Origin of the sequence: Variovorax sp. LjRoot175 (assembly GCF_964253805.1) — a bacterium.
Classification (GTDB): Bacteria; Pseudomonadota; Gammaproteobacteria; order Burkholderiales; family Burkholderiaceae_C; genus Variovorax.
This window is the reverse complement of sequence record NZ_CAXURY020000001.1, coordinates 2377123-2397372: the sequence shown is the minus strand read 5'-3', so window position 1 is coordinate 2397372 and position 20250 is coordinate 2377123. Positions and strand designations below refer to the sequence as shown.

General features: G+C 68.5%; 18 protein-coding genes. 7 read left to right on the top strand and 11 right to left on the bottom strand.

Going from position 1 to position 20250, the window contains the following annotated elements:
• Positions 1-5: 5 nt before the first annotated feature.
• The 5 genes from ACSQ89_RS12020 to ACSQ89_RS12000 all read right to left on the bottom strand — a co-directional run bounded on the left by ACSQ89_RS12020 (position 6) and on the right by ACSQ89_RS12000 (position 5348).
• Positions 6-989 (bottom strand): branched-chain amino acid ABC transporter permease, encoded by a 984-nt coding sequence (locus tag ACSQ89_RS12020; RefSeq protein ID WP_436292508.1) that lies wholly within the window; start codon positions 987-989, stop codon positions 6-8.
• Positions 986-1711, bottom strand: coding sequence for an ABC transporter ATP-binding protein (locus tag ACSQ89_RS12015; RefSeq protein WP_093109164.1), 726 nt, complete (start codon positions 1709-1711; stop codon positions 986-988). The genes ACSQ89_RS12020 and ACSQ89_RS12015 overlap by 4 nt, the downstream gene beginning before the upstream one ends.
• A complete protein-coding gene (locus ACSQ89_RS12010) occupies positions 1708-2472 on the bottom strand; it encodes an ABC transporter ATP-binding protein (RefSeq protein WP_093109163.1) in 765 nt (254 codons plus the stop codon). The genes ACSQ89_RS12015 and ACSQ89_RS12010 overlap by 4 nt, the downstream gene beginning before the upstream one ends.
• A 4-nt stretch (positions 2473-2476) precedes the next feature.
• On the bottom strand, positions 2477-3673 hold the full coding sequence (locus ACSQ89_RS12005) for a substrate-binding domain-containing protein (RefSeq protein ID WP_093109162.1): 1197 nt from the start codon (positions 3671-3673) through the stop codon (positions 2477-2479).
• Between the two features lie 151 nt (positions 3674-3824).
• Positions 3825-5348: a sigma-54 interaction domain-containing protein gene (locus ACSQ89_RS12000; RefSeq protein WP_093109161.1), complete on the bottom strand. Its 1524-nt coding sequence runs from the start codon at positions 5346-5348 to the stop codon at positions 3825-3827.
• Between the two features lie 236 nt (positions 5349-5584).
• On the opposite strand from ACSQ89_RS12000, the gene ACSQ89_RS11995 reads away from it, so the two are divergent.
• From ACSQ89_RS11995 to ACSQ89_RS11980, 4 genes are read left to right on the top strand one after another with little or no spacing between them, the layout of a single operon-like run.
• Positions 5585-7063: an efflux transporter outer membrane subunit gene (locus tag ACSQ89_RS11995; protein WP_436292507.1), complete on the top strand. Its 1479-nt coding sequence runs from the start codon at positions 5585-5587 to the stop codon at positions 7061-7063.
• On the top strand, positions 7060-8211 hold the full coding sequence (locus ACSQ89_RS11990; protein WP_436292506.1) for an efflux RND transporter periplasmic adaptor subunit: 1152 nt from the start codon (positions 7060-7062) through the stop codon (positions 8209-8211). Before ACSQ89_RS11995 ends, ACSQ89_RS11990 begins: the two co-directional genes overlap by 4 nt.
• Positions 8208-11333: an efflux RND transporter permease subunit gene (locus ACSQ89_RS11985; RefSeq protein WP_436292505.1), complete on the top strand. Its 3126-nt coding sequence runs from the start codon at positions 8208-8210 to the stop codon at positions 11331-11333. The genes ACSQ89_RS11990 and ACSQ89_RS11985 overlap by 4 nt, the downstream gene beginning before the upstream one ends.
• Before the next feature lie 39 nt (positions 11334-11372).
• Positions 11373-11738: a hypothetical protein gene (locus tag ACSQ89_RS11980; RefSeq protein ID WP_436292504.1), complete on the top strand. Its 366-nt coding sequence runs from the start codon at positions 11373-11375 to the stop codon at positions 11736-11738.
• Between the two features lie 6 nt (positions 11739-11744).
• Here ACSQ89_RS11980 and ACSQ89_RS11975 read toward each other — a convergent pair whose 3' ends face one another.
• From ACSQ89_RS11975 to ACSQ89_RS11950, 6 genes are all read right to left on the bottom strand, one after another.
• Positions 11745-12698 (bottom strand): hypothetical protein, encoded by a 954-nt coding sequence (locus ACSQ89_RS11975; protein WP_436292503.1) that lies wholly within the window; start codon positions 12696-12698, stop codon positions 11745-11747.
• Positions 12699-12839: 141 nt separating this feature from the next.
• The gene (locus ACSQ89_RS11970; protein ID WP_436292502.1) at positions 12840-13910 is read right to left on the bottom strand and encodes an alpha/beta fold hydrolase; all 1071 of its coding nucleotides are present in this window, start codon (positions 13908-13910) and stop codon (positions 12840-12842) included.
• Between the two features lie 108 nt (positions 13911-14018).
• The gene (locus ACSQ89_RS11965; RefSeq protein ID WP_436292501.1) at positions 14019-14324 is read right to left on the bottom strand and encodes a hypothetical protein; all 306 of its coding nucleotides are present in this window, start codon (positions 14322-14324) and stop codon (positions 14019-14021) included.
• A 172-nt stretch (positions 14325-14496) separates the two neighbouring features.
• The gene (locus ACSQ89_RS11960) at positions 14497-16017 is read right to left on the bottom strand and encodes a tripartite tricarboxylate transporter permease (protein ID WP_436292500.1); all 1521 of its coding nucleotides are present in this window, start codon (positions 16015-16017) and stop codon (positions 14497-14499) included.
• Between the two features lies 1 nt (position 16018).
• On the bottom strand, positions 16019-16579 hold the full coding sequence (locus ACSQ89_RS11955; protein WP_093109152.1) for a tripartite tricarboxylate transporter TctB family protein: 561 nt from the start codon (positions 16577-16579) through the stop codon (positions 16019-16021).
• 77 nt (positions 16580-16656) lie between these two features.
• Positions 16657-17616 (bottom strand): Bug family tripartite tricarboxylate transporter substrate binding protein, encoded by a 960-nt coding sequence (locus tag ACSQ89_RS11950; protein ID WP_093109151.1) that lies wholly within the window; start codon positions 17614-17616, stop codon positions 16657-16659.
• Positions 17617-17718: 102 nt separating this feature from the next.
• Between ACSQ89_RS11950 and ACSQ89_RS11945 the strand changes: the two genes are divergently transcribed.
• From ACSQ89_RS11945 to ACSQ89_RS11935, 3 genes are read left to right on the top strand one after another with little or no spacing between them, the layout of a single operon-like run.
• The gene (locus ACSQ89_RS11945) at positions 17719-18399 is read left to right on the top strand and encodes a response regulator (RefSeq protein ID WP_436292499.1); all 681 of its coding nucleotides are present in this window, start codon (positions 17719-17721) and stop codon (positions 18397-18399) included.
• Entirely contained in the window at positions 18396-19808 is a 1413-nt protein-coding gene (locus ACSQ89_RS11940) for a sensor histidine kinase (protein ID WP_436292498.1), read from the top strand. The genes ACSQ89_RS11945 and ACSQ89_RS11940 overlap by 4 nt, the downstream gene beginning before the upstream one ends.
• Before the next feature lie 5 nt (positions 19809-19813).
• Positions 19814-20239 carry an RNA-binding S4 domain-containing protein gene (locus ACSQ89_RS11935; RefSeq protein WP_093109148.1) on the top strand — a complete coding sequence of 142 codons (426 nt, stop codon included), beginning with the start codon at positions 19814-19816 and terminating at the stop codon, positions 20237-20239.
• Positions 20240-20250: the final 11 nt, after the last annotated feature.

Sequence of the window (20250 nt, the reverse complement as noted above, 5' to 3'; positions counted from 1 at the left end):
AAGGATCAACGGCTGCTGGCGACGGGGTACACGCCCTGCGGCCGCCACAGCAGCACCGCCACCATCAGCGCGATGCTGGCGAACTGCGTCGCGGTCGGCAGCAGGAAGCCGGTGTAGTTGGTCATGAGGCCGACCAGCAAGGCGCCGATCAGCGCGCCGGTGGTCGAGCCCAGGCCGCCGATGATGATCACGATGAAGATCAGCACGTTGACCTGCGCGCCCATCTGCGGAATGAGGTTCTGCTGGAACAGGCCCCACATTACGCCGCCCAGTCCCGCGAGCGCGCTGCCGACCACGAACACGCCGACGAACAGGCGCCCGATGCGGTAGCCGAGCGACTCGACCATCTCGCGGTCCTGCACGCCGGCGCGGATCAGCAAGCCGATCTTGGTGCGGCCCAGCGTCCAGGCCAGGAGCCCGAAAACGAAGACGCCGACCGCCACCGCAAGGATGCGGTACTTGCTGATCGCCGCATCGCCCACCAGCAGCGAGCCGCGCAGCGCATCAGGCAGCGGCAACGGAAGTTGTCCCGGACCCCAAATCATCTTGATCAGCTCTTCGCCGATGATCAGGCCGCCCACGGTGATGAGGATCTGCTTCAGGTGCTGGCCGTAGACCGGCCGCACGATGAAGCGCTCGAAGGCCAGGCCGACCGCGCCGGCCACCGCCATCGCGACCAGCATGGCGGGGAAGACCGCTACCAGGTTGCGCCACAGCTCCTGCGAGCCGGTCCAGTCGCTCATGCCGCCGAGCACCGTGCTGGCCACGAAGGCGCCCAACGCGATGAACACGCCGTGGCCGAAGTTGAGCACGTCCATCAGGCCGAAGATGAGCGTCAGGCCCGAGGCGATGATGAAGATGATCATGCCCATCGCGAGTCCGGCGACGGTGAGCGTGAGCCAGGTGGAGAAGGAGCCGGTCAGCGGGAACGCGATCAGCGCGATCACCGGCACGAGCGCCATCGGCTTCCAGTCGAAGTCGAGTTTCATAGTGCCAGCCCCAAGAGCGATTGCTGCAGTTGTTCGTCGGCCGAGAAGGCCGCCATCGTCCCGCTGTGCACCACGCGCCCGTTGTCCATCACGGCCACGGTGTCGCCCAGGCGCTGCGCGAAGTTGATGTTCTGTTCGACCAGCAGGATCGTGACGCCGCTCCTCTTGAGCTCGCTGAAGGCGTCGATCATGTTGTTGATGATGGCCGGTGCGAGACCCTTGCTGGGCTCGTCGATGATCAGCAGCTCGCGCGGCTCGACGATCGCCCGGGCCACCGCGAGCATCTGCTTCTGGCCGCCCGAGAGCTTGCCGGCCGGATGATTCCAGAATTTCTCCACCGCGGGGAAGAGCTTGAAGATCCACTTCAGGCGTGCGTCGTCCATTTGCTCGGCGTTCTTGGCCGCGCGCGCCGCGAGCAGCATGTTCTCCTTGACCGTGAGGTCGGAGAAGATGCCCATGTTCTCGGGCACGTAGGCGATGCCGAGCCCGGCGATCTGCGGCGTGTGCAGCGCAGTGATGTCCTGTTCGCCGAAGCGCACGCGGCCTTCGGACGCATGCCACAGGCCCATGATGGTCCTGAGCGTGGTGGTCTTGCCGGCGCCGTTGCGGCCCAGCAGCATCGTGAGCTGGCCGCGGGGCACCGCAAGGTCGACGCCGTGGAGGATGTGATAGGCGCCGATGTGGGTATGGACGCCTTGAAGCTCCAGGAGGTTCGCGCTCATGCAGCCTCCTTCGCGACGCCCAGATACGCCTCCTGCACGATCGGCGAAGCGATCACCTCCGACGGCTCGCCGTCGGCCACGAGCTGCCCGTTGTGCAGGACGATGATGCGGTCCGCGAGCTCGCGCACCACGTCCATCTTGTGCTCGACCAGGAGGATGGTCTTCGTCCCGTCTTTCTTGAGCGCGCGGATCAGGTCGAGGATCACCGGCGCCTCGGCCGCGTTCATGCCGGCCGTCGGTTCGTCGAACATGAAGACCTTCGGTTCGAGCGCCATCAGGAGCGCGACTTCGAGCTTGCGCTGGTCGCCGTGGGGCAGACTTGCGACCGTCGCATGCTCCTTGGCCTTGAGCGCAACCTCGGCCAGGATCGAATCGGCGCGTTCGGTCAGCGCGCGATGATCGCTCCAGATGCTCCAGAGATTGAGCCCGCGCCGGTGCGCGCCCTCGCGTGTCGCCTGCACCGCGAGGCGCACGTTCTCGAGCACCGTGAGATTGGGAAAGAGATTCGTCAACTGGAAGGCCCGGCCCAGCCCGGCCCGGGTGCGCGCCGAGGCGCTCTGCCCCGACAGCAACTGCCCGTCGAGCAACACCGTGCCGGCCGTCGCCTTGAGTTGCCCCGAGATCAGGTTGAAGTAGGTGGTCTTGCCCGCGCCGTTCGGGCCGACGATCGCGGTCAGCGTGCCGGGTGCAAAGCTGCAACTGACATCGTTGACGGCGACATGGCCTCCGAAACGGACGGTGAGTCCGCGCGTTTCGAGCATCGGGCTAGCGCTTGTTCTTTACCGGGATGTCCATCTCGGACGCCTTGATCTCGTGCACCAGCTCCGGCACGCCCCAGGCAAACGCCGGGTCGGCCTTGATCTTGAAGTGGTACATGCTCTGCAGCGCCTGGTGGTCTTCCTTGCGGAAGGTCATCGGGCCCTTGGGCGTGTCGAAGCTCATGCCTTCCATGGTGGAAATGAGCTTGTTGGTGCCGGTGTCGCCGCCGGTCTTCTTGAGCGCCGTCACCACCGCCATCGCAGCCGAGAAGCCGCCGGCCGTGAAGAAGTCCGGCGGCGTCTTGAACTGCTTGTAGTGGGCCGCGACCAGCGCCTCGTTCACCGGATTCTTCGGGATGCCGAAGTAGTAGTAGGTCGCGCCTTCCATGCCCGGGAACTGCTTGTAGCTGGCCATCGCCGGCAGGATGTTGCCGCCGGTGGCGATCTCGATGCCGTAGCGCTTCAGGTCGAGGTCGGCGATCTTGAACGGGTTGCCGGCGCCGGCCCACACGATCCAGATCACCTTGCGGCCCGGCAGGTCCTTGAGCTTGTCGATCAGGCGCTGGGCGCCGGCCGTGAAGTCGGTGGTGTTCTGCGGCAGGTACTCCTCGTGGACGACCTTGGCCTTCTTGACCGAATCCTTGAAGGCCTTCACGCCGTCGCGGCCGAAGGCATAGTCCTGTGCCAGCGTGGCGATGCTGACGCCGGGCTTGTCGAGCGCCACCGCATTGCTGATCGCATCCTGGCTCGAATTGCGGCCGGTGCGGAAGATGTACTTGTTCCACTTGTCGCCGGTGATCGAGTCGGCCACCGCGGGCTCGACCAGCAGGATCTTCTTGTATTCCTCCGCCACCGGCAGCATCGCCAGCGCAACGCCGGAGGACGTGGGGCCGACCGCGAGCGCTGCCTTGTCGTCGGCATAGGCCGCCGCCAGCAGCGACTTGCCGAGGTCGGGCTTGCCCTGGTCGTCCTTCTCGATCACGACGAGCTTCTTGCCGTTGACGGCCATGGTGCCGCCCGTGGCGTATTCGAGGCCCATCATGAAGCCGGTCTGGGTCTGCTTGCCATAGGCTTCGAGCGGACCGGTCTTGCTGTAGATGTGGGCGATCTTGATCTCGTTCGACTGGGCCCAGGCGGGGGTCGTGAGAGCCGAAGCGGCCAAGGTGGCGAGCGCCGCGATAGCGACGATGTGACGACGGTGCATTCTTTGTCTCCTGATTTGGGATGACTGAATATTGCACAGTTCGTGCCAGTCACGATCGCCTTGATGGCAAAGGACTTTCCCTCGTACGAAGACGCGGAAGACTGGAATCAAGACACTTGAAATGCCTTAATTTCAGACAGTTGTACGTTTCTCAGTCAGGGTTTTCCAGACGTTCGTAGAGCGTCGCGCGCGAGATGCCGAGCAGCCTGGACGCCGCCAGCTTGTTGCCGCCGGTCTCCGCCATCGCGGCGGCGATCGCCCGGCGTTCCAGCTCCGCGATCTGCTGCGCGAGCGGCCGCAGCAGCGCCTTGCCGTCGTCGGCTTCGGAGGCCGCCGGCAGCGCATCGGGCGCCGCAATCTTTTCCTGCCCGGTCTCGCGCAGGATGCGCTCGAGCTGCGCCGCGTCGATGCGCTGCGAATCGCTGCGCATGGTCACCTGCTCCAGCACGTTGCGCAGCTCGCGGATGTTGCCGCGCCAGTGCTGCGCGGCCAGCAGCGCCAGCGCATCGGGCGTGAGCTCGGGCGGCGCCTCACCGCTGCGCAGCGCCATGTCCTCGCCCAGCGCCTCGACCAGCGCCGGAATGTCGGCGCGCCGCTCGCGCAGCGGCGGCACGCGCACCGGCAACACGTTGAGCCGGTAGTACAGGTCTTCTCGAAAACGCCCTTCCCGCACCAGCACCGCGAGGTCGCGCGAAGTGGCCGCGATCACGCGCGCATCGAAGGGCACCAGCTTGTTCGAGCCCAGCGGCTCGATCTCGCCCTCCTGCAGCGCGCGCAGCAGCTTGGCCTGCAGGCCGAGCGGCATGTCGCCGATCTCGTCGAGGAACAGCGTGCCGCCGTCGGCCAGCTTGAACTTGCCTTCGCGCGCCTTGCGGTCGGCGCCGGTATAGGCGCCAGGCGCGACGCCGAAGAACTCGGCCTCCAGCAGCGTGTCGGGCACGGCCGCGATGTTCACGCTCACGAAGAGCTTCTGTGCGCGCGCCGAGGCCGCGTGGATCGCATGCGCGAGCAGCTCCTTGCCGGTGCCGGTTTCGCCCAGGAGCAGCACCGGGCTGGAAGACTGCGCCGCACGCCGCGCATGGCGCTTGACCTCCACCGCCGCCGGGCTGCTGCCGATGAAGCTGGCGAAGGTGTACTTCGAGCGGCGCAAGCCGTCGGCCGACTGCTGGTAGAGCGGGTTGTTGCGCTGGCTCGCGAGTTCGCGCCGCGCATCGTCGAGGTCGCGCTGCAGCAGCGCGAACTTGCTGATGAGCGGCTGCAGCGTGTCTTCCGGATGGTCGAACAGCACGATGCCGATCGCGCCGATGACCGCGCCGGCCGCGCCGCCCTCGCCCTCCTCGCGCAAGGGAATGCGGCTGACGACGAAGGTGCCGGCCTTGTTGGTGAGCAGGTCGATCAGGATCGGCTCGCCGGTTTCAAGCACGCGATGCATTAGCGTGTTGGGAATCACGTCCTCCACCTGGTGGCCGAGGAACTGGTCGATGGACGAGAAGCCCAGCGCCGGCAGGAAGCGCCGGTAGCCCTCGTTGACCCAGACGATGCGCCCGCCGCGGTCGACCAGGAACATGCCCTGGCTGATGCTGGAGAACAAATGGAACATCGAGCGCGCGGCGAGCGCGAGGATGCCATCGGCATCGAGCGGCAGTGCGGGCGGTGGCGCGGTGGCGGCGGACATGGCCGGATCGTAGCGCGCGCATCCTGCGGCGCATCAATGGCCGACGAGTTCGGCATCAACGAATTCTTAGCACTTGGTTAGGATGCGAGGTTTTTCGAATTGCAGTAAGGGCAATGGTTCTCGAGGTTCGCAGACTTGCTATGCTGCGCGCCTTGCACGGCCCACCCGGCTGCGCCCCGGCCCAGCGGCGAACGATCGGTTCGCCAGCCACGCCACTTTTGCGGAACGCTTTTCTCATGAGGAACTCCCGGCTTCCCGCGCTCTGGCTCGCGCTTCCCCTGCTGCTGTCGGCCTGCGCACTGCCGCGCCCGCCCGAGCAGGTGACGGCACCGACGCCCGCGCAATGGCACACGCCCCTGCCCCATGGCGGCTCGCTGCCCGTGCTGGCCGACTGGTGGCGCCAGCTCGACGATCTGCTCCTGGTCGAATTGATCGACGCGGCACAGGCCGCGAGTCCCAGCGTGGCCAGCGCGGCCGCGCGCATTGCCGAGGCGCGCGCGACGCGCGTGTCTGCGGGTGCGGCACTGGCACCGAATCTCACGGGCAACGTATCGGCCAGCCGCGGCAACTCACCCACCAGCGGCTTCGGCGGCACCGGTAGCAGCGGCAGCGGCCTCACCGCGATTCCGCCGGTCACGACGATCCAGGCTGGCCTGCAATCGAGCTGGGAAATCGACCTGTTCGGCGGCCTGCGCGCGAGCCGCGATGCGAGCCAGGCTCGGCTTGCCGGCGCCGATGCGAAATGGCACGAGGCACGGGTCTCGATTGCAGCCGAGACCGCCACCGCCTACCTCGGCGAACGCGCCTGCCGGCGCCAACTCGCCGTGGCCACATCCGACACGCAGTCGCGTGCCGAGACCGCACGGCTGAACGATCTGTCGATGCGCGCCGGCTTCACCGCGCCGGCCGACGCCGCACTCGCACGCGCCGGTGCCTCCGATGCGTCGGCGCGCCTCACGCAGCAGCGGGCGCAGTGCGCGGTTCAGCAGCAGGCGCTGGTCGCGCTGAGCGGCATCGATGCGGGCACGCTGCAGGCCAAGCTCGATGCCGCGCCGGTCGATCGCCCGCTGCCGGCAGTCCAGGCCGTCGCCAGCGTGCCGGCCGAGGCGCTTGCGCAGCGGCCCGACGTGTACTCGGCGGAGCTCGGCGTGGCCGCGGCGAGCGCCGACGCCGGCGCGGCGCTGGCGCAGCGCTTTCCGCGCCTCACGCTGCAAGGCTCGATCGGGCGGCTGCAGATCCGCACCAGCGGCATCCGCGAGACGATGGACAGCTGGACCATCGGCCCGGTCGCGCTCAGCGTGCCGATCTTCGACGGTGGCACGCTCGCGGCCAATGTCGATGCCGCGCGGGCGCGCTACGACGAGGCCGTCGCGCTCTACCGCGCCAACGTGCGCCAGGCGGTGCGCGAAGTCGAGGAAGCGCTGATCAACCTGCAGAGCACCGATGCGCGCGCCGGCGATGCCGATGCCGCGGTGCAGAACTACCAGGCCTCCTTCGATGCCACCAGCGCGCGCTACCAGAGCGGCCTGGCCAGCCTGTTCGAACTCGAGGATTCGCGGCGCACGCTGTTCGCGGCGCAGACCGCGCGCGTCTCGCTGCAGCGCGAGCGCGCCGAGGCCTGGGTGGCGCTCTATCGCTCGATGGGCGGCGGCTGGACGCGGCCCGGATCCGCAACGACAACAACGACCTCAACGACAGCAACGTCGCCATCATGAAAAGAATGAAGCGTTCCACCCTCGTCATCGTGCTCGCCGTGGTCGTGCTGCTCGCCGCGGCCGCGTTCATGTTCTCGCGCGGCAAGCCGGAGGGCGCTGCCGCCAAGCCCAAGGATGCGGCGGCAGCGCCGGCCAAGCCGGCGCTGACCGTGACCGTCGCCAAGCCCGAGACCAGCGAGCTCACCGTCACGCTCGCGGCCAACGGCAATGTCGCGGCCTGGCAGGAAGCCAGCATCGGGTCCGAATCCAACGGCCTGCGCCTGGCCGAGGTGCGGGTCAACGTCGGCGACGTGGTCAAGAAGGGCCAGGTGCTCGCCACCTTCTCGGCCGAGACCGTGCAGGCCGACGTCGCGCAGGCACGCGCCTCGCTCGCCGAGGCCAAGGCCACCGCCGCCGATGCAGCCGGCAACGCCGCGCGAGCCCGCACGCTGCAGGCCACCGGCGCGCTGAGCCAGCAGCAGATCAACCAGTACCAGACCACCGAGCAGACGGCCAAGGCCCGCGTCGAAGCGGCCGAGGCCGTGCTCGCGGCGCAGCAGGTGCGCGGCCGCAACACGCAGGTGCTGGCGCCCGACGACGGCGTGATCTCCTCGCGCACCGCCACCGTAGGCAGTGTGCTCAGCGCCGGCACCGAGCTGTTCCGGCTGATCCGCCAGGGCCGGCTCGAATGGCGCGCCGAGGTGACCTCGGCCGAACTGAGCCGCGTCGCGGTCGGCACGCCGGCCATCGTCATCAGCGCCAGCGGCGCCCAGGTCAGCGGCAAGGTGCGCAGCATCGCGCCGACGGTCGATCCGCAGACGCGCGCGGCGCTGGTGTACGTCGACATTCCCAACGTTTTGGAGAACACCGGCATCAAGGCCGGCATGTTCGCGCGCGGCGATTTCCAGCTCGGCCGCAGCAGCGCGCTCACCGTGCCGCAGGCGTCGATCGTGCCGCGCGACGGTTTCAACCATTTGCTCTTGCTGCAGCCGGACAACCGCGTCGCGCAGCTCAAGGTCGAGACCGGCCGCCGCGTCGGCGATCGCGTCGAGATCACGACCAGGCTGCCGGCCGATGCGCGCGTGGTGGTCCAGGGCGCCGGCTTCCTCAACGACGGTGACCTGGTGCGGGTGGTGGACGCCTTGCCGAACAAGGAGCAGCGTCCATGAACGTCTCGGCCTGGTCCATCCGCAACCCGATCCCGGCGGTGATGCTGTTCGTGCTGCTCACCTTCGCGGGGCTGCTGTCCTTCAACGCGATGAAGGTGCAGAACTTCCCCGACATCGACCTGCCGACCGTCACCGTCTCGGCCTCGCTGCCGGGCGCCGCGCCCTCGCAACTCGAGACCGACGTCGCGCGCAAGCTCGAGAACTCGATCGCCACCGTGCAGGGCCTGAAGCACATCACGACCAAGGTGCAGGACGGCGCGGCCACGCTGATCGTCGAGTTCCGCCTCGAGAAGCCGGTGCAGGAAGCGGTCGACGACGTGCGCTCCGCGGTGCAGCGCGTGCGCGCCGACCTGCCGGCCGACGTGCGCGACCCCGTAATCAACAAGCTCGACTTCGCGGCCCAGCCGGTGCTGGCCTTCACCATCGCCTCCTCGCGCATGGACCCGGAGGGGCTCTCTTGGTTCGTCGACGACACGGTGACCAAAAAGCTGCTCGCCATCAGCGGCGTCGGCGCCGTCAACCGCGTGGGCGGCGTCACGCGCCAGGTGCACATCGACCTCGATCCGGGCAAGCTGCAGGCGCTCGGCGCCACCGCGGCCGACATCTCGCGCCAGCTGCGCCAGGTACAGACCGAAAGCGCCGGTGGCCGCACCGACCTGGGCGGCAGCGAGCAGCCGGTGCGCACGCTGGCCACCGTGCGCTCGGCCGACGAGCTGGCGGACATGCAGATCCCGCTCTCGGACGGCCGCCGCATCCGGCTCGACCAGGTGGCGCGCGTCTCCGACACCATCGCCGAGCCGCGCGCTGCCGCGCTGCTCGACGGCAAGCCGGTGGTCGGCTTCGAAGTCGCGCGCAGCCGCGGCGCGAGCGAGGTCGAGGTCGGCGGCGCGGTGCAGAAGGCGCTGGCCGAGCTGCGCGCGCAGCATCCGGACATCCAGCTCACCGAGGCCTTCAACTTCGTCGAGCCGGTGCAGGAAGAGTACGACGGCTCGCTGCACCTGCTCTACGAAGGCGCCCTGCTCGCCGTGCTAGTGGTGTGGCTGTTCCTGCGCGACTGGCGCGCCACCTTCGTCTCGGCCGTGGCGCTGCCGATGTCGGCGATCCCGGCTTTCATCGGCATGTACCTGTTGGGCTTCTCGATCAACGTGGTCACGCTGCTGGCGCTCTCGCTGGTGGTCGGCATCCTGGTGGACGACGCGATCGTGGAGGTCGAGAACATCGTGCGCCACCTGCGCATGGGCAAGAGCCCCTACCAGGCGGCGATGGAGGCCGCCGACGAGATCGGCCTGGCGGTGATCGCCACCACCTTCACGCTGATCGCGGTGTTCCTGCCCACCGCCTTCATGAGCGGCGTGGCCGGCAAGTTCTTCAAGCAGTTCGGCTGGACCGCCTCGCTGGCGGTGTTCGCCTCGCTGGTGGTGGCGCGGATGCTGACGCCGATGATGGCGGCCTATATCCTGAAGCCCCTGGTCGGCGCCGAGAAGGAGCCGCGCTGGCTCGCCTTCTACATGCGCCTGGCCGAGCGCAGCCTGCGGCACCGCTTCACCACCATGGTGCTGGCCACCCTCTTCTTCTTCGGCTCGGTGGCGATGATCCCGCTGCTCAAGACCGGCTTCATCCCCCCCGACGACAACTCGCAGACCCAGGTCTATCTGTCGCTGCCGCCGGGCGCCACGCTGGCCCAGACCATGGCGATGGCCGAGGAGACGCGGCAACGCGTGATGGCGGTCGAGCATGTGAAGAGCGTCTACACCACAGTGGGCGGCGGCAGCGCGGGCGGCGATCCCTTCGCCAACTTCGGCACGCCCGAAACGCGCAAGGCCACGCTCACCATCAAGCTGGCGGACCGCGGCGACCGGCCGCGCAAGCAGGGCATCGAGAACGAGATCCGCAGGGCGCTCGAGACCCTGCCCGGCGTGCGCAGCACCGTGGGCCTGGGTGGCTCGGGCGAGAAGTACATCCTGGTGCTGACCGGCGAAGACCCGGCGGCGCTCACAAGCGCGGCGCGCGCGGTCGAGAAGGACCTGCGCACCATTCCCGGCCTGGGCAACATCACTTCGACCGCGAGCCTGATCCGTCCCGAGATCGCGGTGCGCCCGAACTTCGCGCGCGCGGCCGACCTGGGCGTCACCAGCTCGGCCATCGCCGAGACGCTGCGCGTCGCGACCCTGGGCGACTACGACCAGGCGCTGCCCAAGCTCAACCTGGCGCAGCGCCAGGTGCCGATCGTGGTCAAGCTCGAGGACTCGGCGCGCCAGAACCTCGCGCTGCTCGAACGGCTCAGCGTGCCCGGCAAGAACGGCCCCGTGATGCTCGGCCAGGTCGCCACGCTGACGATGGAAGGCGGCCCGGCTGTGATCGACCGCTACGACCGCTCGCGCAACGTTAACTTCGAGATCGAGCTCTCGGGCGTCGGCCTGGGCGATGCGAAGACCGCGGCGATGAAGCTGCCCTCGATCCAGAACCTGCCGCCCGGCGTGCGGGTGGCCGAGGTCGGCGACGCCGAGATGATGAGCGAGCTGTTCGCGAGCTTCGGCCTGGCGATGCTGACCGGCGTGCTGTGCATCTACATCGTGCTGGTGCTGCTGTTCAAGGACTTCCTGCACCCGGTCACGATCCTGTGCGCGCTGCCGCTGGCGCTCGGCGGCGCCTTCCTCGGCCTGCTGATCGGCCAGAAGGCGCTCTCCATGCCCTCGATGATCGGCTTCATCATGCTGATGGGGGTAGCGACCAAGAACTCGATCCTGCTGGTCGAATACGCGATCGTCGCTCGCCGCGACCACGCCATGAGCCGCTGGGACGCGTTGCGCGACGCCTGCCACAAGCGCGCGCGGCCGATCATCATGACCACGCTGGCCATGGGTGCCGGCATGACGCCGATCGCCTTCGGGCTGAGTGCGGCCGATTCCAGCTTCCGCGCGCCGATGGCGATGGCGGTGATCGGCGGCCTGATCACCTCCACCGTGCTGAGTCTGTTGGTGGTGCCGGCGGTGTTCACCTACATCGATGACATCGAACACTGGATCAAGCGCACGGTCGCGCGCATCCGCGGCCGCGCGCCCGACCCTGCCGATGCGCCGGAAGGGGCGCCGCCGCTGAAGCAGCAGCCGGCGCCGAACTGAGGCAGCATGGGCCATCGTGATCCCACACGGAGGCAAACCATGAACCCGAAGCGCATTCCTGCCGCGATGTCCTGCGCCGTCCTGCTGGCGGCGGCCACGGCCGCCGGCGCCCAATCGGCCCAAGAGGTGCAGGCCCGGCAACGCTACGAAAGAGAGATCGCGGCCTGCAACAGCGGCACGCTGGCGGCGCCGGCGCGCGAAGCCTGCATCCGCGCCGCCGGCAACGCGCTGGACCGCGCCCTCGGCGGCCCGCCAGCGGACGTCACGGCGCCCTCCGCCGACGGCCGCGCCACGATCGTCAGCCCGGCCGGCGCGCCACCGCCCTCCAGCGGCTCCGATGCAGTTCGCTCGCGCGACGGCCGCGCAACCATCGTGCTGCCGGCCGATCGCACCGCGCCTCGCTAGCCGGCATCATTGCAGTCCGGCCAGGGCGGCCTGGATGCGCTGGCCCTGCGCAGGCGTGATCAGCCCCGTCAGCAGTTCGCCGAAGCGCGCCTGGCCTGCACCCGAGTGGATGTACTGCCACCGGTAGGCCGACAGCAGGGTCTTGCGGATGGTCTCTACCTCGCCCGCGTCCAGCACGCCGGCCTGCGGCTTGTTGGCCATGAAGTACGCACTATCGGCCTCCGCCTGCAATTGCAGCAGGCCGTCGATGCCGGCCACCAGCGCGATGAGATCGTCGACGGCCGCATCGCGTTCTTCCGGCGTGAGCTTCGCGTCCTCGCGCTGCCACTCGAGTTCGTCGAGCACGGCATGCTGCGACTCCTCCTTCCAGTGGAAGAGGAACACGTCCTTGAAGAGCGCCGAGATCTCGGCATCCACCGCAATGCTCTCGCGGTAGTGCACCTGCGTGACGAGTTCGACGTCGCAGGTCAGCGCGAGCACAGCCCAGGTGCACTTGCCGAGCACGAACTGCGCCACCGTGTTGGGCTCGGGCACGAACAGGTAGCCGGCCGGCATGCAGCGCGCGGCCAGGCCTTCGATGCGGCGGAACAGCTCCTGGTGCTTGAGCTCCTCGTCGGTGAAGCGCACCAGCGCCTCCAGCGCCACCTGGTCGCCCAGCCAGTGATCGCGGCTCACTTCGAGCATCTTGGCGCCGACGAAGCGTTCGAGCAGGCCGAACATGTTGGCATAGGTGCGGCCCTGGATCCGGTTCAGGAAACGCCGCTCGCCGGAGCTCAGGAAAGCGAGGCGCTCCTGCAGCAGCGTCAGCCCGTCGGGCAGGAACTTGTCGGCCGCGCCGAACTCGCGCTGGCGGATCACGTCGCGATCGATGTCCCAGCGGATGCGCTTCGAGTTCTCGATGCAACGGGCATAGCGGAGGGTGGATGTCGCCTGGGACGACACGGTCTGTACGGACTGCATGGTGGGCTCCTTCGAACGCGTCAGGGGATGAACTCATTGTTCGAAGAAGCAGCCTTCGGGACCATGAGGCGGTGGTCCCGGAAATCGCGTTCGGCGGGCCGCACGACACGCAAAGCCCGGGACCACGGTCCGGGGTAGGCCTCAGCCGCGTCCCAAACCGGCGTTGCGGGCCAGCACGATCGCCTGCGGCCGGTTTTCGACTTCAAGCTTGGCGAAGATGCTGGTGATGTGGTTGCGCACCGTCTTCTCGCTGAGCTGCAGCGCCGCCGCCGCCTGGGTGTTGTCGCGGCCCTGCGCAATGAGTTCCAGCACCTCGCGCTCGCGTGCGGTCAGGCGTGCGAGCGCCGGGTCTTGCGCCCCGGCATCGGCGGTGCCGAGGAAGTCCCGCACCTCTTCGATCCACAGCGGCCAGACCTCGTCCTGCGCGAGCATCAGGTGGTGCACGCTGTGCAGCGGCACGAAGCGGGCTTGCGTGATGGCGCCCGCGATGAGGCGGCCTTCGTCGAAGGGCACGCGCAGATCGCCGGTGGCATGCAGCACCAGCGTCGGGCAATGCACCTGCGGCAGCAGGTCGGACACGTCGATGCTGTCGAAGGCCCGCAAGGTGCGCGCCGCGTTGGAGGGCGAGGTCGACACGCGCGCCAGCTCGTTGAACCACTGATGCTGTTCGGGCGTTCCTTCGGGCAGGAACTGGCTCGTGAAGAACTGGCGGAAGGCCGCATCCGCACGGCCCCAGCCGATCTCCATCAGCTTCGCCTGCGTTTCGGCTTCCTCGTCGAGCACCCGCCCACCGCCGCGCTTCCTGCGCCCGCGCGCATAGCCGCCCTGCAGCACCAGGCGGCTCACCCGCTCGGGATGGCGCGCCGTGTAGGCGATGGCCAGGCTGACGCCCTGGGAGATCGCGAGCATCGGAAAGCGTTCGAGGCCGGCGGCATCGATCACCGTCTCCAGATCTTGCAGCCAGACTTCGAAACTCACCTGCTCGACCTCCCGGTCCGACAGGCCGGTGCCGCGCTGGTCATAGCGCACCAGGGTGTTGCGGGACGACAGCATCTCGAGGACGTGGCCCCAGACCGGGCTGGTGAGGTCGAACTCGAGATGCGAGAGCCAGTTGCCGACTTTCAGCAGGGGCGGCCCCCTGCCGCTCGTGGCATAGGCGATCCGCACGCCGTCGGGCGCGGTGCAGAAGCTGATCTGCTGTTTCAGCGGCATCCCATCACCCCCGGCTGGGCAGTGCCAGCGGAGGGTTATGGTGCCATGGCGGGATCGGCTTGTCAGCCGCGCTCTAGCATGCGCGCCACGTCATCCGGGATCGAAATCTCATTCTTCGTCAGCGGCTCGCACCACGGGTCGCTGGACAAGGCGACGTTTCTTGACGACAACGGTCGGAACCACGAGCGGCGGCGTTCGATGGCCGGACTGGCTCGGAACATGCGCCTCGAAGTCGCGCCCCAGGGCTTTCTTGACGCGGCTGGTATTGAGCACACGAACCACGTCGCCATTGATCTGCATATAGGAGCCGTCCTCCATCTGCGCCAATGCGCCGATCTGCATGCCTTCCTGAACGGTCCCGAGCAAGCGCACGTCGGTACGCGAGTAGGTAAAGAAGGTCCAGCGGCTGCCCAATCGAATTCGCAGGGGTTGTCGACTCATGGTGAGATCTTGTGCATGGCTTGTGGTCCGGCTTCAAGAACTCGCGCCAAGACCAAACACCGCCGTCACGCGCGCCGCTCGCCCGCCTTGTGGCTTGGCGATCAGCGCAGCGGCGAAGAGATCGTAGCTTAGCGGACCCGCCGCTTCAGGCCGCAGCGCCCGCGCGCCGCTCCTTGCGCTCCGCCATCGCCTTGGCCACGCGCGGCAGGATCAGCACCGCCAGCACCACCACGATCAGCACGAAGGACATAGGCCGCAGGAAGAACACCGCCGCGCTGCCCTCGCCGATCGACATCGCGTTGCGCAGTTGCGCTTCGGCGAGCGGGCCCAGGATCATGCCCACCACCACCGGCGCGGTCGGGAAATCGAAGCGCCGCATGACGACGCCCAGCACACCGATCACGTAGAGCAGCACCAGGTCGAAGGCGCTCTGGCGCATGCCGTAGGCGCCGACCGTGGCGAAGATCAGGATGCCGGCGTAGAGCTGCGGCTTCGGGATCTTGAGCAGCTTGACCCACAGGCCGACCATCGGCAGGTTCAGCACCAGCAGCATCACGTTGCCGATGTAGAGCGACGCGATCAGCGCCCACACCAGCGCGGCCGAGGTGGTGAAGAGCTGCGGCCCGGGCTGGATGCCGTAGTTCTGGAACGCGCCGAGCAGGATGGCCGTGGTGTTCGAGGTCGGGATGCCGAGGGTGAGCAGCGGGATCAGCGCGGCGGTCACGGTCGCGTTGTTGGCGGCTTCGGGGCCGGCCACGCCTTCGATCGCGCCCTTGGTGCCGAACTCGGCCTTGCTGTCCGGGTCCTTGGCGAGCTTCTTCTCGGTCGCGTAGCTGAGGAAGGTCGGGATCTCGGTGCCGCCGGCCGGAATACAGCCGAAGGGCGCGCCGATCGCGGTGCCGCGCAGCCAGGCCGGGATCGAGCGCTTCCAGTCGCGCGCCGTCATGTGCACGCGGCTCAGCTTGTTCTGGCTTTCGACCACGCGGCCTTCGTAGAGCACCGCATAGAGCACCTCGGCCACCGCGAACAGGCCGACCGCGACCAGCACGATCTCGATGCCGTCGAGCAGCTCGGGAATGCCGCCGGTGTAGCGCCCCTGGCCGGAAATCTGATCGAGCCCGATGCAGCCGGCTGCGAGGCCGATGAAGAGCGCCGTCATGCCGCGCAGCGTGCTCTTGCCGAGCACGGCGCTCACGGTCGTGAAGGCCAGCACCATCAAGAGGAAATATTCGGGCGGCCCGAGCTGGACGGCGAAGTCGGCCACGAAGGGCGCGAACAGCGTGACGACCACGGTGGCGATGCTGCCGGCCACGAAGGAGCCGATGGCAGCGGTGGCCAGCGCGGCGCCGGCGCGGCCGCTCTTGGCCATCTTGTTGCCCTCCATCGCCGTCACCATGCTCGCCGTTTCCCCCGGCGTGTTGAGCAGGATGGAGGTGGTCGAGCCGCCGTACATGGCGCCGTAGTAGATGCCTGAGAAGAAGATCATCGAGGCCGTGATGTCGACCTTGCCGGTGATCGGCAGCAGCATCGCCACTGCCACCGCGGGGCCGATGCCGGGCAGCACGCCGACGGCCGTGCCGAGGGCACAACCCACCAGGCACCAGAGCAGGTTGACGGGCGTGATCGCGAGCGCGAAGCCCTGCATCAATGCATTGAAGATGTCCATGTCAGAGCCATCCCGTGGTCGTCAGGCCCGGCAGGTTGATCGCCAGGAACTTGGTGAAGAGCCAGAACACCGGTGCCGAGATCAGCAGGCCGGTCACGATGTCGGTGATCCAGGTGCGCGGCGCATTGACGGCCGCCTGGCCGTTCGCGCGCCGCAGGCCCTGCACGGCCAGCAGGTAGCACAGCGTGCAGCTCAGGATGAAGCCGATGGTGGTGATCAGCGCCGCGTTGAGCAGCAACCCGGCCGTCACCCAGGCGAAGCCGCTCCAGTAGGTCTGCACCGCACCGGAAGGCGCATCCATCTCGCGGAAACCGCCGGTGCGCGACTCCCAGATGATCCAGGCGCCGCACACCGTGAGCGCGACCGACACCAGCCAGGGCAGGAAGTTGGGGCCGACGCCGCCGTAGCCGGCCTCGGACGAGATGCCGATCGCGCCGAAGCCGAGCGCCAGGCCGGTGAGAAGGATGCCGACGCCGACCAGCGTCTGGGGCCAGACGGCGGGCGGCGGCGATTGGGGCTCGAGCGACGCGTATCCGCTCGAGAGGGGGTCGATGTTGGACATTGTTCTGGACCTCGCGTTGGTCAAGGAAGAAAGGAGCACGCCGCCGAGCGTGCTCCCGCGCTTTCGCGAATGCGCGCTCAGACCATGCCGGACTTGATCATGGTCGCGCGCAGGCTCGCGAACTCGTCGTCCACGAACTTGGCGAAGGCCTCGCCCGACAGGACGGCCGGCGTCCAGTCGTTCTTCTTCATGGCCTCGGCCCAGGTCGGCGTCTTGATCGCCGCCAGCACCAGGTCGGTCAACGCCTTGCGCTGCTCGGCCGTGATGCCGGGCGCGCCGTAGACGCCGCGCCAGTTGCCGATCTCGACGTCGATGCCCTGCTCCTTGAGCGTCGGCACGGTGCTGCCGGGCAGGCGCGTGCCGGAGGTGACGGCGATGGCGCGCATCTTGCCCGTCTTGATGTATTCGGCGAACTCGCTGTAGCCGCTGCCGCCGACGGTGACGTTGCCGCCCAGGATGGCCGCCGTGGCTTCGCCGCCGCCGCGGAAGGCGACGTAGTTGATCTTGGACGGATCGACGCCGACCTTCTGCGCGATCATGGCCGCGGCGATGTGCTCGGTGGAGCCGCGCGAACCGCCGCCCCACTTGACGCTGCCCGGGTCCTTCTTGAGCTGCTCGACCACGTCCTTCATGGTCTTCAGCGGCGAACTCGCCGGCAGCACGAACACGTTGTACTCGCTCGTGATGCGCGCGATCGGCGTGGCCTGCGAGAGGTTGACCGGCGGCTTGCCGGTGATGATGCCGCCCAGCATCACGGCGCCCATCACCATCAGCGCATTCGGGTCGCCCTTGGAGCCGTTGACGAACTGGGCCAGGCCGAGCGCGCCGGCGGCGCCGCCCTTGTTGTCGTAGGTGACCGTGTCGGCGAGCTTGCTGTCGGTCATCGCCTTGCCCAGCGCACGGCCCGTGGTGTCCCAACCGCCGCCAGGATTGGCCGGGATCATCATCTTGACGTTGGGGCCGGCCCAAGCCGAGAGTGGCAAGGCACCGGTGGCGGCCAGGGCGGCCAGGGACTTCAGAAAGGTATCTCGACGCATGCATGTCTCCTTGGATCTAGGAAGCTGAACGCCCGCTATGATGCGCCGCCCCGCTGTCAGTTGGCTGTCCGGCACACTGGGGTAAACACCGAAATTCCGGCCATGAAGCTGCTGCTAGTCGAAGACGATCCGTCGATGCAAACCACGCTGCAGCGCACGCTCGGGCGCCGCATGATCGACGTGCGTCTTTGCGGCGACGGCGCGGAGGCGCTCGCGCAATGGCGCGCCCTCGAGCCCGACGTGGTGGCGCTCGACCTCAGCCTGCCCACGCTGGACGGCCTGCAGGTGCTGGCGCAGGCGCGTGCCGAAGGCCTGCGCACGCCGGTGCTGCTCCTGACCGCGCGCGGCACGGTCGGCGACCGCGTCGTCGGCCTCAACGCAGGCGCCGACGACTACCTGCCCAAGCCCTTCGACCTCGACGAACTCGAAGCGCGCATCCGCGCCCTGCACCGGCGCCACCGGAGCGCTGGGCCCGAGGCCTTGACCCAGCTGCCGCAGGTCGGCGGATTGCGCTACGAAGCCGACAGCGGCGCCATCTACCACCGCGCCGAGGTGCTCGAGCTCACGCCGCGCGAGCTCGCGCTGCTCAAGGGGCTGATGGTCAAGCCGGGCCACGCGGTCAGCAAGGAACGCCTGTTCGAGCTGGTCTTTCCCGGTGAGACGGACGTGCAGTACGAAGCGATCGAGGTCGTCGTCTACCGGCTGCGCAAGAAGCTGGCCGGCACCGGCGCCGCCTTGATGACGCTGCGCGGCCTGGGCTATCTGCTGCGCGAAGAACGATGATCCGGCCCTTCTCGCTGCGCGCCAGGCTGCTGGTCGGCATCCTGGCGCCGGTCGCGCTGTTCATCGTGATCAACAGCGTGAGCCTCTACCGCCAGAGCCTTGCGGCCGCGACCACCGCCTATGACCGCACGCTGCTCGCCTCGGCCAAGACCATCGGCGAGCAGCTCGATGTGGAGGGCTATGACGAGGCCGCGTCGTTGCGCGCCATCGTCCCCTACTCCGCGCTCGAAGCCTTCGAGGCCGACAACAAGAGCCGCATGTTCTACCGCGTGTCGGCGCAGGACGGCGAAATGATCTCGGGCTTTGCCGAACTTCCCTTCTGGCGCGGCAAGCTGCCGGACCGGCCGCCTTATGCGGCGCTGGTGGACTTCTACGATGCACGCTTCCGCGAGCAGCCGGTGCGCGTGGCGGTGCTGCTGCAGCCGGTGGCAAGCGCGCGCGGGCGCGGCATGGCCGTGGTTCAGGTGGCCGAGACGCTGGAGCTGCGCGAGACGCTGGCGCGCAAGCTGCTCATCGACACGCTCTGGCGCCAGCTGGTGCTGCTGGGCGTGATCGCGGGGGTCACCGTGTTCGTGGTGCAGCGCGCGACCCGGCCGGTGCGCGAGCTGGGCGAAGCCATCGAGGCCCGGGCCGCCGACGACCTCTCGCCGATCGACGCACCCGATGCGCCGCGCGAGCTGCGCCCGCTGGTCGACGCCACCACCCGGGTCATGGGTCGGCTGCAGCGGCTCCTGGACCACCAGAAGCGTTTCGTGCGCGACAGCGCGCACCAGCTGCGCACGCCGCTGGCCGTGCTCAAGGCCCAGGTGCAGTCGGCGCGCCGCGGCGACGTGCCGACCGCGCAGGCGCTGGGCGAGATCAGCGAAACAGTGGAGCGCGCGACCCTGCTTGCCAACCAGATGCTCTCGCTCGCCAAGGTGGAGCAGTTGCGGCAGCAGCCCGAGTCGGCGACGCTGGAGCTCGGCGAGGCGGTGCGCCAGGTGGCGCTCGACCTGTCGCCGCTGCTGGCGGACAAGGCGCTCGACTTCGAGCTCTCGGTCGACGCGGCGCCGGTATGGGTGCGCGCGCACCGCTGGATGCTGCAGGAACTCGCGCGCAACCTGCTGCACAACGCCATCAAGCACAGCCCCCGCGGCGGCGCACTCGCGGTCCGCGTGCATGCCGAGGGCGAGATGGCGGTGCTCGGCGTGCGCGACGACGGACCCGGCATCTCCGACGAATTGCGGCAGCGCCTCTTCGCGGCCTTCGCGGCCGGCGACCTGGCCAGCGGCTCCGGACTCGGGCTGGCGATCTGCCGCGAAATCGTGCTCGCGCTGGACGGGCGCATCGCACTCGACAACCGGGAAGCCAGCGGACAGCATGTCGGGCTGGATGCCGTCGTGCATCTCCCGCTGGCGCGCGATACTTGAAGCACATGGATCGACTTCGCATCGACAAGTGGCTCTGGGCCGCACGCTTCTTCAAGACCCGCTCGCTCGCGGCCGAAGAGATCGCAAAGAACCGCGTGCAGGTCAACGGCGACGTGGCCAAGGCCTCGCGCGAGGTGAAGGTGGGCGACACGGTGGCGATGCGGCTCGGCGCCCTGACGCGCATCGTCCTGGTGCGCGGCCTCAGTGGCCAGCGCGGCCCGGCGCCGGTGGCGCAGCAGCTCTACGAAGAAACGCCCGAGAGTCTGGCGGCGCAGGCGGCCGCGCGCGAGCAGCGCCGCATGGGCAGCGAGCCGGCGCTCAGCATCGAACAGGGGCGGCCCACCAAGCGCGACCGGCGCGAGCTCGACCAGGCGCGTCGCGTCGACTGGGACAGCCGCTGGAGCGCATCGCTGGATCCCGACGACAGTTGAACATCGCGTAC